The organism is Streptomyces sp. NPDC054786 (genome assembly GCF_053611685.1).
In genome coordinates this window covers 21,073-36,152 of sequence record NZ_JBSHAW010000068.1, presented here as the reverse complement: position 1 = coordinate 36,152, position 15,080 = coordinate 21,073, and the positions used below count along the sequence as shown (strand labels likewise).

At 71.3% G+C, this 15,080-nt stretch carries 12 protein-coding genes; 4 read left to right on the top strand and 8 right to left on the bottom strand.

All coding sequences use genetic code 11. From position 1 onward, the window contains the following. Positions 1 to 51: 51 nt before the first annotated feature. Positions 52 to 1,347: an LCP family protein gene (locus ACWGI6_RS36145; protein WP_453271424.1), complete on the bottom strand. Its 1,296-nt coding sequence runs from the start codon at positions 1,345 to 1,347 to the stop codon at positions 52 to 54. A gap of 271 nt (positions 1,348 to 1,618) precedes the next feature. Between ACWGI6_RS36145 and ACWGI6_RS36140 the strand changes: the two genes are divergently transcribed. After that, the gene (locus ACWGI6_RS36140) at positions 1,619 to 2,173 is read left to right on the top strand and encodes an acyl-CoA thioesterase (protein WP_393908223.1); all 555 of its coding nucleotides are present in this window, start codon (positions 1,619 to 1,621) and stop codon (positions 2,171 to 2,173) included. Here ACWGI6_RS36140 and ACWGI6_RS36135 read toward each other — a convergent pair. From ACWGI6_RS36135 to ACWGI6_RS36125, 3 genes are all read right to left on the bottom strand, one after another. Beyond that, entirely contained in the window at positions 2,124 to 2,708 is a 585-nt protein-coding gene (locus ACWGI6_RS36135; protein WP_453271423.1) for a VanZ family protein, read from the bottom strand. The two genes, ACWGI6_RS36140 and ACWGI6_RS36135, sit on opposite strands and share 50 nt — an antisense overlap. 29 nt (positions 2,709 to 2,737) lie before the next feature. Next, a complete protein-coding gene (locus tag ACWGI6_RS36130; RefSeq protein ID WP_453271422.1) occupies positions 2,738 to 3,196 on the bottom strand; it encodes a hypothetical protein in 459 nt (152 codons plus the stop codon). A 100-nt stretch (positions 3,197 to 3,296) separates the two neighbouring features. After that, the gene (locus tag ACWGI6_RS36125; protein ID WP_453271421.1) at positions 3,297 to 4,754 is read right to left on the bottom strand and encodes an LCP family protein; all 1,458 of its coding nucleotides are present in this window, start codon (positions 4,752 to 4,754) and stop codon (positions 3,297 to 3,299) included. 276 nt (positions 4,755 to 5,030) lie between these two features. Here ACWGI6_RS36125 and ACWGI6_RS36120 point away from each other — a divergent pair, with 276 nt between their 5' ends. Beyond that, the gene (locus tag ACWGI6_RS36120) at positions 5,031 to 6,062 is read left to right on the top strand and encodes a glycosyltransferase family 2 protein (RefSeq protein WP_453271420.1); all 1,032 of its coding nucleotides are present in this window, start codon (positions 5,031 to 5,033) and stop codon (positions 6,060 to 6,062) included. Between the two features lie 199 nt (positions 6,063 to 6,261). Here ACWGI6_RS36120 and ACWGI6_RS36115 read toward each other — a convergent pair whose 3' ends face one another. From ACWGI6_RS36115 to ACWGI6_RS36100, 4 genes are all read right to left on the bottom strand, one after another. Beyond that, a complete protein-coding gene (locus tag ACWGI6_RS36115; protein WP_453271419.1) occupies positions 6,262 to 7,953 on the bottom strand; it encodes an LCP family protein in 1,692 nt (563 codons plus the stop codon). A gap of 71 nt (positions 7,954 to 8,024) precedes the next feature. Continuing rightward, positions 8,025 to 9,773 (bottom strand): LCP family protein, encoded by a 1,749-nt coding sequence (locus ACWGI6_RS36110; protein WP_453271418.1) that lies wholly within the window; start codon positions 9,771 to 9,773, stop codon positions 8,025 to 8,027. 223 nt (positions 9,774 to 9,996) lie between these two features. Further along, positions 9,997 to 11,226, bottom strand: coding sequence for an LCP family glycopolymer transferase (locus tag ACWGI6_RS36105; RefSeq protein WP_453271417.1), 1,230 nt, complete (start codon positions 11,224 to 11,226; stop codon positions 9,997 to 9,999). Positions 11,227 to 11,383: 157 nt separating this feature from the next. Beyond that, a complete protein-coding gene (locus ACWGI6_RS36100; protein WP_453271416.1) occupies positions 11,384 to 12,145 on the bottom strand; it encodes a TIGR03089 family protein in 762 nt (253 codons plus the stop codon). Between the two features lie 129 nt (positions 12,146 to 12,274). On the opposite strand from ACWGI6_RS36100, the gene ACWGI6_RS36095 reads away from it, so the two are divergent. Both ACWGI6_RS36095 and ACWGI6_RS36090 read left to right on the top strand, forming a co-directional pair. Next, positions 12,275 to 13,627, top strand: coding sequence for a peptidoglycan recognition protein family protein (locus ACWGI6_RS36095; protein ID WP_453271415.1), 1,353 nt, complete (start codon positions 12,275 to 12,277; stop codon positions 13,625 to 13,627). A 338-nt stretch (positions 13,628 to 13,965) separates the two neighbouring features. After that, entirely contained in the window at positions 13,966 to 15,048 is a 1,083-nt protein-coding gene (locus tag ACWGI6_RS36090; protein ID WP_453271414.1) for a sugar phosphate nucleotidyltransferase, read from the top strand. The last annotated feature ends 32 nt before the right edge of the window (positions 15,049 to 15,080 follow it).

Below are 15,080 nucleotides of genomic sequence, written 5' to 3'. Positions count from 1 at the left end.
GCCCCGGACCGCCACTGCGGTCCGGGGCCCCTCGCGCTGTCGGGCCGCCGGTCAGTTGCCGGAGACCGTGACCTTCTCGTCGTTGTTCAGCTGCTGGACGAGCTGCCGGAGCTTGGCCTTGTCCCAGACCAGGTTGCCGCCGGTGCTGCCGGAGATCGGCATGTTCATCGACTTGCCCTCGCCGCCGGTCACGCCCTTCATCGCGAAGAACATGTTGCCCAGGGACCACAGGCTCATGTCCTTGTCGACGATGAGGGTGTCCAGGCCGGCGCTCATCGTCGGGTAGAGCTTGAAGGGGTTGAGGACGGTACCGGGAGTGGCGGTCTGGCTCGCCAGGGTCGCCAGGAACTTCTGCTGGTTCTTCGTCCGGTCCAGGTCCTGGCCGGCGAAGGCGTGCCGGGTCCGGACGAAGGCGAGCGCCTGCTGGCCGTTCAGCGTCTGCTTGCCGGCCGGGAAGTCGGCGCCGGAGTTCTTGTCCTTGAACGCCTTGGGGATGTCCATCTCGACGCCGCCGATGGCGTCCACGATGCCCGCGAAGCCGGCGAAGCCGATCTCGACGTAGTGGTCGATGTGCAGCTTGGTGTTGAACTCGACGGTGCGCACCAGCAGCTCGGGGCCGTCCTCGGCGTAGGCCGCGTTGAGCTTGGTGTGCCGCCCGGTGCCCGGGTACTTCTTGCCGGAGTCCGAGCCGACGAAGGAGGGTATCTCCACGTCCGAGTCACGCGGCAGGGATATCAGCGTCGGGCCGTTGCTGCCGTCGTGCAGGATCATCATGGAGTCGGTGCGCTTGCCCTGGGCGGAGCCGGTGTGCAGCTTCTGCTTTTCCGCCGCTGACATGCCCTCGCGGCTGTCCGAGCCGACGATCAGGTAGTTCGTGCCGTCGCCCGTCGCCGGCCGGTCGATGACCTTGCTCAGGTCCACCTGGCGGCGGAGCTTGCCGTCGGCCCAGAAGTAGGTGGCCACCGAGGCGACCGCCAGCACCGCGACCAGGGTGATGACCGTCCACTTGATGCGCCGGCCCCAGCGGGGGCGCGGCCGGCCGCCGCGGCCGGAGCCGTAGCCGTCGTCGTAGCCGTCACCGCCACCGCGGCCGCCGCCGTAGACCTGGCCGGTGTTGTAGCCGTCGTATGCGTCGTCGTAGCCCTGGGACTGCTGCGGCGGCACGCTTGCGCCCCGGCGTGGGGACATCGACGGCGGCAGCGGAGGCTCGTGCCGCTGATAGCCGGGGCCCGCGTCGCGACGCACCTGTGGCATCGCGCGCGCACCCTCCGCCTCGGCGCTGCCGCTGCCGTGTCCGTACCGGTTGCCGCTCTGGTCGCCGGACCACCCATTGGGCCACTCATTCATACGGGGAAGTGTGCATGCCCTACGGGGCTCCTCCATAGAGCGGGTGCGGGATCGGGCCAGGGCTGTTGCAGAGCTGATGCAAAGCTACGGCGGCCTTCCGGCGCATACCGCAAGGGGCCATGACCATTCCGACCTGCACGAATGGAAGCAACCATTCCGGATGCTTTCCGGCGAGACGATGAGACCTGCGTCACGGACCTGCGCAAACGGCGAGACCAGTCTCACGATCGGCGCGGAGCGGTGCCCTGCGGCCGCCGCTTAGGCTGGCTGCATGACCGAACTCGTCACCGAAAGCCCCGAGGGCGAGATGGTGGGCAAGCCCACGTCCGTGTCCCGCATCACACTCAGCCACATCATGACGGCGGGTGACACGAACCTCCTGGGAACGGTGCACGGCGGCGTGATCATGAAACTCGTCGACGACGCGGCGGGCGCGGTGGCCGGACGCCATTCCGGCGGGCCCGCCGTGACCGCCTCCATGGACGAGATGGCCTTCCTCGAACCCATCCGGATCGGTGACCTCGTCCATGTGCGCGCCCAGGTCAACTGGACCGGCCGCTCCTCGATGGAGGTCGGCGTACGGGTCCTGGCCGAGCGCTGGAACGAATCCACCCCGGCCCAGCAGGTCGGCTCCGCCTACCTGGTCTTCGCCGCCGTCGACGAGCAGGGCAAGCCGCGCCGGGTGCCGCCGGTGATCCCCGAGACCGAGCGCGACAAGCGCCGCTACCAGGAGGCGCAGATCCGCCGGACGCACCGCCTCGCCCGGCGGCGCGCGATCATGGAGCTGCGCGAACGGCGCGCCGCGGAAGGCCTCGACGACGCATAGCGGCGGCGACCGCCAGCTGCCCGAGCAGCGCCAGCCCCGCGCCGATGACGGTGCCGGCCGCCGCACAGATCACATCGTCGATATCGGCGACCCGCCCGGCGCGCATCAGCAGCTGGGCCGTCTCGATGACCAGGCACAGCCCCACGCCCAGCAGAAACGCCACGGCGGCCGAGGCCCGCGGCGCCGCGAACCTCAGCAGCACCGATGCGGGCACGAACAGCGCGGCATTGGCGATCTGCCGCCGCACCAGCATCGTCAGCTCCCCGGGCTCCAGCTGCGCACCCAGATCGAACAGCCCGTCACCGGGCCGCCACCACACCGTCGCGTCCCCGGAGCCGATCGGCTGGCTCGGCGCGAGCGTCGCCACCAGGAGCAGCAGCAGCCAGCCGGCCAGCAGCATCCGGGCCGTGGTGCGGGGCGCACCGCCGCCGGGGGTGAGCGCCGTCCACAGGGCGAGCGCCATGGACATGGCCAGCGCCAGGACCAGGAAGAGCGCCACCGTGGTGGGGGTGACGCCCAGCACAACCTGCCACACGATGCGCCCCTTTCAGGACATCCAGGACATCAACTGCAGCTCCACTTCGTGACGTAGACCGTCTCGCCACGCTCCATGACGCCCCGGATGCATTCATCCGCGAGCATCTCCACCCGGCCGCTCAGCACGACCGCACCGCCCTGTGTCCGCCGGGTGCCGAACCACCCGGGGAAGGCGGTGATCCGGTCGTTCTTGCGCTGATAACCCAGCCGCACGAGGATCTCGGCGAGGCCGGCCGCCGCCCCGTGCCGCCGGTAGGTCGCGGTGTACGTACCGTCGGCCCCCACCGGGCCGCGCAGACACAGCTGGCCGCGCACCAGATCCCCGCAGCCGGTCGGTGCGGGGGGCGCCGGCGGCGCCGCGGCGGCGGTCGCCGCGACCAGGCACATCGCCGTGATGGTCACCGCGATCCGGCGCGCGTCGCAGCGGGCGTCCGGGCGGCGCACGGGCGGCCTGGACGCGGTCCGGCGGGGCGCGGGGACGCTCATGCCGCAGCCTCGCTTCGCTCGGCCGCACCTGCGCGAGGCACGCACCCTCGGAGGAAGATCCACCGGCCTCCGGCCGGGGAGGCCCCCATGCTGCGCTCGGTCATGGGCACACTGCCTCATCACCGGTGATCGCCGAGATCCCACCGGGCTGCTGCGGCGGCTCCTCGGCCCGTACCCGCTGCACCGTCTGGCGGTCCCGGCCGACCGTCACCTGCATCACCGGCCCCCGCCCGGCCACCGGCCGCAGCTCGGCGCCCGGCAGCGCGGCGGCCAGCGAGCGGGCCGAGCGGTCCCAGCGCGGGTCGTAGGCGATGACCGTACGGGGCGCCCTGCCAACGGGGGAGCTGTCGGGGGCGGCGGTGGCGGCAAAGCCGGTGGCCTGCAATTCCCTGACCATCGTGGCGCCCGGACCGCCTGGGTCGCCGCCGTGGTCGACCTGCACCTGGACCTGCCCCGGCGGTACGTCCACGACCCTGGCCCGCGGCTCCTTGCGGTCCCGGCGCACCGCGATCGGCTTGTCCTCGCGGATCGCCTGGAAGAGCTTCGGCGCCTGCACCGGATCCCACCGCACGGTCGAGCCGACGCCCGGCACCGGCTGGGCCACATCGCCCAGCGGCACGGAGGTGAACTCCGAGGACGAGGGGGTGAAGCCGCGCATCGCCTGCCCGAGGTCGACCAGGTCATTGGCCTCGAAGCCCGAGTCGGCCCGTACGGACTTGAGCATCGTGTCGGCGACGTCCCGGAAACGGATCGGGTTCATCAGCACTCCGGAGGAGGTGATCTTGTGGATGAGGGCGGCCAGGAAGCGCTGCTGGCGCTGCATCCGGCCGAGGTCGGCGGAGCCGTCGACATGCCGCGAGCGCACGTACTGCAGCGCCTGCCCGCCGTTGAGCCGCGACTTGCCGACCGGCAGATCCAGGCCCGTATAGCTGTCGCGCAGCGGCCGTACGGTGCAGATCTCCACCCCGCCGACCGCGTCCACGCTGCGCATGAAGCTGGTGAAGTCGACCTCCAGATAGTGGTCGATATGCACCCCCGTCATGTGCTCGACGGTCCGCACGGTGAGGTTGGGCCCGCCCTCGGCGTAGGCCGCGTTCAGCTTGATGGCGTGCTTCGCGCGCTGTCGGCCGGTGACCGCGTCCGTGTGCGCGGGGACCTCGGCGTAGGAGTCGCGGGGGAGGCTGACCACGCTGGCGCGGTCCCGGTCGGCGGAGAGGTGCACCAGCATCAGGGTGTCGGTGCAGTGACAGGGTGCGCCGCCCAGGTGGTACTTCCGCTTCTCGTCAGGGGTGAGCTTGTCGCGCCCGTCCGTGCCGACGACCAGGAAGTTCAGTCCGTCGCCGCCCCCGGGCCGGTTGCTCATCCCCTTGAAGGCGTCCACCCGGCCGATACCGCTCTCCACGCCGGTGACCATGGCGTGCCCGACGCCGCTCGCGGCCAGCAGCAGCACGGACGTGACGGCGCCGATCCGCAGCCCCCAGCGCGGGCCCGGTGGGCGCGGGCGCGGCCGGGCGGCTCGGCGCCTGGCCGGACGGGGGGAGCGGAACGGCGCGGTCACGGGGGACACCTCCGCGGCTGGACGGGCGTGCTCGGTGCCCGGCGGGGGGAGCGGGTCAGGGCCGGGGGAGAGGGCAAACAGGGCGAATCAGGCGAGAACACCGTAGGTCCATATGATCGGATGTAAAGCGCCACACGCCGGACATACGTCGCTCGCCCACCCGGCTGCGTCCGACGCTGTCCCCCATTCGCGGTAACGTGAGGCGCGATACTGCAGTCTCCCGGCGGGCGCTGCCGTCGCTGGCGGCTCCGCCGCGGGCCGTACCCCTGAGGAACCATGCCGCAGCAGCAGCCCCCGGCCGTCTCCGTGATCATGCCGGTGCTCAATGAGGAACGTCACCTGCGCAATTCGGTCCGGCACATCCTGGAGCAGGAGTACGCCGGTGAGATGGAGGTGGTGATCGCCCTCGGTCCGTCCGCGGACCGTACGGACGAGATCGCCGCCGAGCTCGTCGCCGAAGACGCCCGGGTGCACACGGTGCCGAACCCCACCGGCCGTACCCCCGCCGCGCTGAACGCCGCGATCAAGGCGTCCCGGCACCCGGTCGTGGTCCGTGTCGACGGCCACGGCATGCTCTCGCCGAACTACATCGCCACCGCCGTGCGCCTCCTGGAGGAGACCGGCGCCGCGAATGTCGGCGGCATCATGCACGCCGAGGGGGAGAACGCCTGGGAGGACGCGGTCGCCGCCGCGATGACCTCCAGGATCGGTGTGGGCAATGCCGCCTTCCACACGGGCGGGCAGGCGGGACCTGCCGAGACGGTCTATCTCGGGGTGTTCCGGCGCGAGGCGCTGGAGCAGCAGGGCGGCTACAACGAGGAGTTCATCCGTGCCCAGGACTGGGAGCTGAACTTCCGTATCCGTGAGGCCGGCGGGCAGATCTGGTTCTCGCCCGAGCTGCGGGTGCAGTACCGCCCGCGGCCGAGCATCAAGGCGCTGGCCAAGCAGTACAAGGACTACGGCAAGTGGCGCCATGTCGTGGCCCGTTACCACGCCGGTTCGATCAATCTGCGCTATCTCGCGCCGCCGACCGCGGTGTGCGCCATCGCGGCGGGCCTGGTGGCCGGCGCTGCGGTCACCCCCTGGGCCCTGGTCGTCCCGGCCGGCTATCTCGCGGCCATCGCCGCGGGGTCGGTGCCCGCAGGCAAGGGCCTGTCGCTCAAGGCGCGCGCCCAGGTCCCCCTCGCCCTGGCAACCATGCACATGGCCTGGGGCGTGGGCTTCCTGACCAGCCCCCGCTCCCTCGCCAAGAGGGTCATCGCCAGCCGCCGCCCGGCGGTCATGGCTCCGGCGGGCGGGGCCGAGTAGGTCCTGGCGGGCGGGGCCGAGCAGGCCCGGATTCCGGGGCCGAGGCTGACCGGCCGGGTTTCCGCGGCCGGGGCAGAGCAGCCGGCCCGGCCTGCTGCGGGAACCTCCCCTCCACACCCGCCCACCCCCCGAAGGGGGGTGGGCGGCGGGGAAAAAACAAGCAGGGGGGCCGACGGCCGCCCTGAAAGGTGTCCGCGGATCAGAAGGTGTACTGCGGATTCACCTTCATGCAGGCCTTGGAGTCCTCGCCGTTGAGCGCATCCGCGCTGTCCGGCGCCTTGTCGGCGCCCTTCTCGTCGCCCGACTTCTTCGGGTACGCCGAGCCGTTACGCCAGTCGTTGCCGACCACCAGCCGCATCCCGGTCGCCGAACTGGACTCCCGGACCGCGCCCTTGGGCAGTCCGAGCGCCTTCGCCAGCGCCAGGGCGTCGCCCCGCCGACCCTTGTCCCGGTAGGTGAGGGTGGTGTCGGCCTGGGTGGTGAGCGCGGAGTCGGTCCCTGCCGCGGTGTAGCCGAGGCCGGACAGCCGCTGCTGGACGACCGACGCGCGGCCGGAGACCGGCCCGTTCACCGTGCTGTTGGTGCCGTTCTGCACCACAACTTTCAGCCGGCCCTTGGGAGTTGACGGTTCGGGGTCCGGCGTCGCCTTCTTCTTCTTGTCCTTGCCGTCCAGCGCGGTGTCGTTGCGCAGCAGCGCGAAGGTCGCCTCCGCGTCGCCGGGCTTGGGCATGACGTACGACTCGTCGGAGCTGTACTGCCAGGGCATGGTGACCATCGTGATGCGCTTGGTCGGCACCCGGTTGAGGTCGCCGCCCAGGTCGTAGAGCTTCTTGACGGTGTCGAGCCCGTTGTCGACGGTCAGCGACTTGGTCGCGGCCTCCGCCAGATCACGCAGCTGCCCCGGGTCGGTGAGCTTGGTGCCCTTCTTCAGCTGGCGGACCATCGAGTTCATGTACATGTGCTGGGCCTTGGCCCGGCCGATGTCGGTGTTGTCCTCGAAGCCGTAGCGGGTGCGCAGCCACTGCAGCGCCTGGATGCCCTTGACGGAGTGGGTGCCCTTGGTGAGCCTCAGCCCGCTGCCGTGGCCCTTGCTGTCGTGCGAGTAGACGTTGTTGTCGACGCAGACCGGGACACCGCCGATGGCGTCCGCCATATCCACCACGCCGGAGAAGTCGACCATCATGAAGTGGTCGATGTAGACGCCGGTCAGCTCCTGCCAGGTGGCGAGGGTGCAGCCCGGACCGCCGTGCTGGAGCGACTGGTTGATGGCCGCGGAGGTCTGCCGATAGACCTCGTGGGTCTTCGGGTCCGTGCACTGCGGGATCGTCACCCGGGTGTCCCGCGGGATGGAGATCACCGACATGTTGCTGCGGTCCGCGGAGACGTGCAGCAGCATCTGCACGTCGGCGAGCGGCTTGCGGTCCGCGTCCTGCCGGGCGCCGCCGAGCTTGATGTTCGCCTTGCTGTTCCGGCCGTCCGAACCCAGCAGCAGGATGTTCAGCGGGCTCTGCCCGAAGGCGTTGGGGTCCGGCTTCTTCAGGCCGTCCCCGCCCAGGGACCGCGGGGCCTTGCGGAGGTTCGCGTTGAGGTGCTCGTAGTACCAGTACCCGGCGCCCGCGCCGCCCACTATCAGGACGGCGAGGGTGAGGGCGGTCCAGCGCAGCACCTTGCGGCCCTTGCCGCGGCGCGGCACGCCCCCTTTGCGGTGCCCGCCGCCCCCTGCGGGGTTGCCGTCGCCGGAGGACACACCGCCCCCGGCGGGGGGCGTCCAGCCGGGGGCGTCCGGCGGCAGCCCCTTGTCCTCGTACAGACCGTCGTCCCAGCCCAGCTCCTGTGCATCCGGCTGGCGTCGCCGGCGTGATCGGTCACCACGCACACTGCTCTGCCGCATCTGGCCCTCTCCCCGTTGTCCGTCCGATGGTGCGCTCGGCGCCTCGGCGGGGCGGCCGGATCCCGCTCAGGTCACTTCGCGCAGATGTTCTTGTCATCTGCATTGACGTTCTGCACCCCGTCCGGGGTTTCGGTCGGTGCCTCGATCGGTGAGCCCGGTGCCTTGAAGTCCTTGCCGAGGACGAGCTTCATCGGCTCGCGGTCACCGGCGTTCTGCGACGACTTCTTCAGCGCGCTCTTGGGCAGCCCCATCCAGTCGGCCAGAGTGGCGGCCTGGTCGGCCTGGTTGGGCGCGTATTCGAGGCGGGTGGCGGCCAGCTTCGCCGGGGCGTTGCCCGCGTTGGTGGAGAGCTTGGCGGCCTTGCTGTTCTGCAGCCAGTCCACGGTCTCCTGCGCCGAGCCGATCGGCCCGCCGCCGTTGGTGACGTCGACCCGTACCTGCTCGGGCGGGGCCTTCTTCACCGGACCGGACTTCTTGCCCTTGCCCTTCTTGCCCTTGGCCAGGGTGTGGTCGGCCCGGACCATCGCGAACAGCGGGTCCGCCTTGGTCTTGTCCAGGATGACGGTGGCCGGGTCCTTGGGATTGTCCAGCACCGGCACCGTGGCGAAGGTGACCTTGTCGATGTCGACCTTCTTGAGGTCGGTACCGAAGTCCAGCAGCTTGCTCGCGGAACCGATACCGGTGTCGACGGTGAGTGCCTTGGTCGCCGCCTGGCTGACGTCGTAGAGCTTGCCGGGGCTGCTGAAGGCGCTGGACTTCAGCTTGCGGATCAGCGAGCTGAGGAACTGCTGCTGCAGCTCGATACGGCTCAGGTCGCTGCCGAAGCCGACGGTGTGCCGGGTACGGACGAATGCCAGCGCCTGCTCGCCCTTGACGATGTGCCGGCCGGCCTTCAACTTCAGGTGCGACTTGGGGTCGTTGATGTCCTTGCCCGCACACACCTCGACGCCGTCGACCGCGTTGGACAGTTCCTTGACCGCGTTGAAGTCGGCCATCATGAAGTGATTTATCTTCAGCCCGGTCAGCTTCTCGACGGTGCGCCAGGTGCAGCCGGGGTCCCGGCCCTCCTGGCCCAGGCTGGTGTTGAAGCGCACCCCCTGCTCGCCGGGGATGTTCTTCGTCGAGTCGTCCTTCTGCTTCGTCGGACAGTTCGGGATGTCGGTGATCATGTCGCGCGGGATGCTCAGCGCGGTGGCGTTCGACCGGTCCTTGGAGATGTGCATCAGGATCGTGGTGTCCGCGTGCCCCACGCTGCCGGCGTCGCCGTAGCCCGCATTGCCCTTCCCGGAGCGGGAGTCCGTCCCGATGATGAGGACGTTGACCGGGCCGTCGGAGACCGCGTCGTTCTCCACGCCGACATCGACCTTGGAGATGTTGCCGTTCAGCTGCTGGTAGAGGTAGAACGCCCCACCGCAGCCGGCGACGAGGACGAAGCCCACCACACCGGCCGTCCAGTACAGCGCCTTCTTCTTCCCGGACTTCTGCGGCTTGCGCTTCCGGCGGCTCGCCGGGCCCGCGGCCGACGCCGTACGGCTGCCGGCCGCCCGCCGGGCCGCCCGCCCGCCACCGGCGCGTTCGTCGGCATCGGTGCTCTCGCCCCGGCGGCCGCGCTGGGTCGGCAGCGGCCGGGTGTCGGTGTCGCCGCCCGACTTGCTCGCGGCACGTCTGGAGCCGGCCGTCTTGCGGTCGGCGGGCCGAGCGGCGCCTTGACCGGCAGGGTCAAGTCGCAGCTCGTAATTGCCGGTGTTCGGGTCGAACACCCACTGATCGGCGGGGTCGACATTGTTGTCGCCCGCCCGCCCACGGCCTTGCGCGTCCACGGTGCCTTGAGTCCTCCGTCGGTGCCACGCGGCGCCATCCCCTCAAGGCGCTCGGTCGGTCGATCGTGCATTGCATGGTCATCGGTCAGCTGGTCCTGCGACCGGATCGCTCACACTATCCGCCCAGTTCAGCGCCCCGCGACGCTCGTGACAAATTCCACTTGCCTACAACTGGGCAATCCGCCCAATCCATTCGAGTCACCAGGCGTACTTTGCGGCATCTTTATTCGCAGATCCCGTGTGCCACCGTCGTCCCGGGAATGGCCGGGCCCGAACTCGGCGACGGCGAGGGTGCGCCGTCCGTCCGGCCGGCCGGGGATCCGCCTCCCGCGCGGACCGGTTTCTTCCCGGTGCCGGGCGGGGGTTTCACCGTCACCGGAAGATCCCCGTGCAGTTGCCCGAAGAGCCGGCCGGCGTCCGGCTGGACCAGCTCATCGCGATTGGGATCGTAGCGGTACTCCCGGCGCGGCACGGTCATGAACTGGACCCGGTCGGCGGGAATGCTGCGGGCACTGCGCACCAATTCGTACAGCTCCTTGAGGGAAGCCAGCGCGGCATCCGTGGTCAGTGAACTCGTCGCGGCATCCAACACCGGATACAGCCGGGTCGGATTGAGCAGGACACCATTGCTCTGCACTTTCTTCACGAGAGCGCCAAGAAAGTCTTGTTGTCTCTGCATACGCTGGGTGTCGCTGCCGTTGCCGAGGCTCTTGCGGGCGCGTACGTATCCGAGCGCGGCCTCACCGTGCAGGGTCTGCCGGCCCGCGGGCAGGGTGAGATGCGCTTCGGCGTCGTGCACCGGACGGGGCAGACAGAGTTCGACGCCGTCCACCGCGTCCACCATGTTCTTGAAGCCGACGAAGTCGATGATCAAGTAGTGGTCGATGCGGATGTCGGTCAGCTTTTCGAGCGTACGGATCGTGCAGGCCGCGCCGCCGAGCGCGAACGCCGCGTTGAACTGGGCCGTCCGCAGTTCGGTCTCCGTGCCGTCCGGGCGCTTGCAGTGCGGCACGTCCACCATCAGATCGCGCGGGATGCTCACCACGGTGGCGCTCTTCCGGTCCGCGGCAAGGTGCAGCAGCATCATGGTGTCCGAGCGCTGGCCGCTGCTGCTGCCGTATTGGCGGTTGCCGCCCATCCGGCTGTCGGAGCCGATCAGCAGGACGTTCCTGGCGTTCGGCGGGCCCGCGGGGGGCCGCTCGGACTCCCACTTCCGCAGCTCTCGCTCGGTGGCGCTGTCGGTGTGGATATTGCCGTTGAGCTTGGTGTACACCGCCCAGCCGCTCCCGGCCCCGGCCAGCAGGACACCGGCCGCCCCGAGCGCGGCCCAGCGCCGCCAGCGCCTGTGGACCGGCAGGATGCCTCGCCACCCCGGCCGTCCGGGTCCCGCGGGGCGCTCGTCCCAGCCGGCGAACCGTGGAGGCTCGGGGGTATCGGTCACCTGTGCGTCCATCCCTCATGGAGTCGGTCTCGCGCCCGCACGAGGAGCCCGGACGGAACAGGAGACGGACGAACCCCGCGCATGGTGGTACGTACTCAAGATCATGGACCGAAACCGGCGAACCGGCCCGCCACGGGCGCTGCCGGTCCGCCGGACGGGGGAGCGCCGCTCAGTGCGGCGACGGCGCCCTGAAGGTGATCTTCTCGCTGCTCTCCCGGGTGGCCGCGGCATCCGCGCCCAGCTGGTCGGCGTGGCGGCACAGCACCACGGAACCACCGGTCGCCAGCGGGGCGTAGAGCCCGTACGACAGGCCCTGCCAGCTGTCGTACGGCAGCCCCGACAGCACCCGCGGCGCCTCGGGCGTCCCGGCCGCCGCCGCGTCGGCCAGGGCGCGCGCCCCGATACCGGCGCCGGTCAGCTCCTCGCCGCCCACCACCAGGGCCGCGGCCCCCGGGTCCACCGGCGCGAACGGGGCGAACCGGTCGCCCTGGGCCGGCACCTCGACGGCGTAGTCCGCAAAGCCCTCCGGCGGCTGCGGGAAACGGCCGCCCAGCGGGCGCAGCGCCAGCGCCACCCGCTCCCCGGAGCAGCTGCGCGCCGCGTCGAGCCGGTCGGGCCCGGCGACGACGAGATCGGCGGCGGCCGGATCGCCGTCCACCTCCGCGACCACGCCCACCGACGAGCAGGCCAGCAGCCAGACGGCGGTCTGCCAGTGCGCGGGCAGCAGCAGCGCGAGCCGGTCGCCGGGCTCGGCGGCCAGATCGCCCTGGAGGTAGTTGGCGGTCTTGGCCACCCAATTGGCGAAGGTGGCGACGGACAGTTCCACACGCTCGCCGGTGGCGTCGTCGTAGAAGGTCACCAGCGGGCGGGCCGGGTCCGCGGCGAGCGCGGAACTCAGCAGGTCGGCGGGGGTGCGATCGGTGGCGTTCATCGCGGCCAGGGTACGCGCGGCGGCGGCTGACGGCGGGTCGGGCGGAACGGGCCGGGGCCACCGGATCGGCCGATGTCCTGTCAGGTCACCATTGGCGCGTTCGGTCCGGACATGTCCAGGATTTTGTCCATGCGCCCCTTCCTCGTGACCTGTCTCGGCGCCGTGTGCACCGCCGCCCTCGCCCTGCCCCTCGCACCGACGGCCGGTGCGAGCACCGCTCCCGTCCCGGCCGCAGCGCCGCGTGCCGCGAGCACCGGCGACCTGCCCGGCAGCACCCAGTCCCTGCCGGTGGCGACGCTCGGCGCAGCCGCCCCCGACGCCACCGACCGCGACTCCGCGACGGTGCCCGCGCCCAGGACGCTCGGTCTGCCCGCCCGTACCGTGCACCCGTTCTCCCTCCTCGGGGTGGTCTGGGACGACGCCGCCGCCGCGTTGCACGGCGGGGTCCGGGTCCGCACCCGCGCCACCGGCACCACCAGGTGGTCCGACTGGCAGGACGTCCAGGTCCACAACGACGACGCCCCCGACCTCGGCTCCGCCGAACGGCACGGCAGCGACGTACGGGGCAGCACCTCGCCGTTGTGGGTGGGCGACTCCGACGCCGTCCAACTGCGCATCACCCCCGAGAACGGCGACCGCGCACCGGCCGCCGTCCCGTCCGGGCTGCGGCTGGAACTCGTCGACCCCGGCCGGACCCCGCGCGCCCTCCGCGGGGCGCACGCCGACCCGCCCGCCCCGATCAGCACCGGTGCGGCCGCGGCCTCCGCTGCCAACGCCCTGCTCACCCCGCTCGGCGCCACCGAGATCCCGGCCCTCGACCAGGTCGCCTCCCTGGCCGATATCGCCGCGGCGGGCCTGCTGTCCCCGCCCCGCGCCTTCGTCGGAGCACGCCCCCGGATCGTCACCCGGGCAGGCTGGGGCGCCGACGAGGACCTGCGGGAGAAGGCCTTCATCTATACCCACACCGTCCGCGCCGCCTTCGTCCACCACAGCGGCTCCGGCAACGACTACACCTGCGACGAGGCCCCCGCGCTGATCCGCGCCATGTACCGCTTCCACGTCAAGAGCAACGGCTGGCGGGACATCGGCTACAACTTCCTCATCGACAAGTGCGGAACGGTCTACGAGGGCCGGGCGGGCGGCGTCGCCAAGCCCGTCATGGGCGCCCACACCCTCGGCTTCAACGCCGACAGCACCGGCATCGCCGTCCTCGGCACCTTCACCGACGACGAGCCGCCCCGGCCCGCCGTCGACGCCATCGCCCGTCTGACGGCCTGGAAGCTCGGCCTGTACGGCGTCGATCCGCGCAAGATGACCAAGCTGCTGTCCGCCGGCGGAAACCGCTTCCCCAAGGGCTCCAAGGTCCCGCTGCACGTCATTTCCGGCCACCGGGACGGCTTCACCACCGACTGCCCGGGCCTGCATCTCTACAACAAGCTCGGTGCCGCCCGTCTCGCCGCTGCCGGGCTCCAGGGCCGCTGATCTGCCGCGGCCGCCCGGCGGCAGTGCACGGGTTTGCGGGCGTTCGTCATGGTGCATGTTGCAGGGACCACTGAACCGTTCCCGCCTTTGACACGTCTGAGCGACCACGACGTTCGTGCCCCGGGCCCCGCGCCGCCCCGTGGCCTGAACAGCGCGGGGGAACCCCACCGCCGAAGGAGACCGGAAGCCCGTCTGCCTACACTGGTCCGCCGATCGGCCGACCCCAGCAGGAAGCAGACAAGCCACCGTGAGCGTCGCACGTGCAGCCGCCGGGCTGTGGTCGACGACGAGAGCCGCACCGCTGCGCTGCGCGGGCGGAGAAGCGAACAGAGGACACAGTGACTGAAGCGATCCTCCTGGTCGGCGGTAAGGGCACCCGGCTGCGCCCGCTGACGGTGCATACGCCCAAGCCGATGGTCCCGGCGGCCGGTGTGCCGTTCCTGACCCATCAGCTGGCCCGCGCCCGGGCCGCCGGCGTCGAGCACATCGTCCTCGCCACCTCCTACCTCGCCGAGGTCTTCGAGCCGTACTTCGGCGACGGGTCGGCGCTGGGCCTGCACCTGGAGTACGTCACCGAGCACGAGCCGCTGGGCACCGGCGGCGCCATCCGCAATGTCGCCTCGCGTCTGCACTCCGGTCCCGACGACCCGGTACTGATCTTCAACGGTGACATCCTCACCGGCCTGGACATCGCGGCCCTCGTCGGCACCCACCGCACCTCCGGCGCCGATGTCTCGCTGCACCTCACCCGGGTCGAGGACCCGCGCGCCTTCGGCCTGGTGCCCACCGACGACACCGGCCGGGTCACCGCCTTCCTGGAGAAGCCGCAGACCCCCGAAGAGATCGTCACCGACCAGATCAACGCCGGCGCCTATGTCTTCAACCGGTCGGTCATCGACACCATCCCGGCCGGCCGCCCGGTCTCCGTCGAACGCGAGACCTTCCCCGGCCTGCTCGCCGAGGGCGCCCACCTCCAGGGCATGGTCGACTCCACGTACTGGCTCGACCTCGGCACCCCGCAGGCCTTCGTCCGCGGCTCCGCCGACCTGGTCCTGGGCCGCGCCCCGTCCCCGGCGGTGCCCGGCCGCCGCGGGGACCGCCTGGTGCTGGAGAGCGCCGAGGTCGCCCCCGACGCCAAGCTCACCGGCGGCACCGTCGCCGGCCCGCGCACCGTCATCGGCTCCGGCGCCCGGATCGACGGCAGCGCCGTCCTCGAAGGGGCGGTCATCGAGGAGGGCGCCCAGATCCGTGACTCGCTGATCGGCGCCGGCGCGCGCATCGGGGCCCGTACGGTCCTGGACGGCGCGGTCATCGGCGACGGCGCGCGGATCGGCGCCGACAACGAACTGCGCGGCGGCATCCGCATCTGGTGCGACGCCGACATCCCGGCCGGGTCGGTGCGCTTCTCCTCCGACCAGTAAGCCGGTCACCGGGGGCTTGCCCTCGTCCTGAA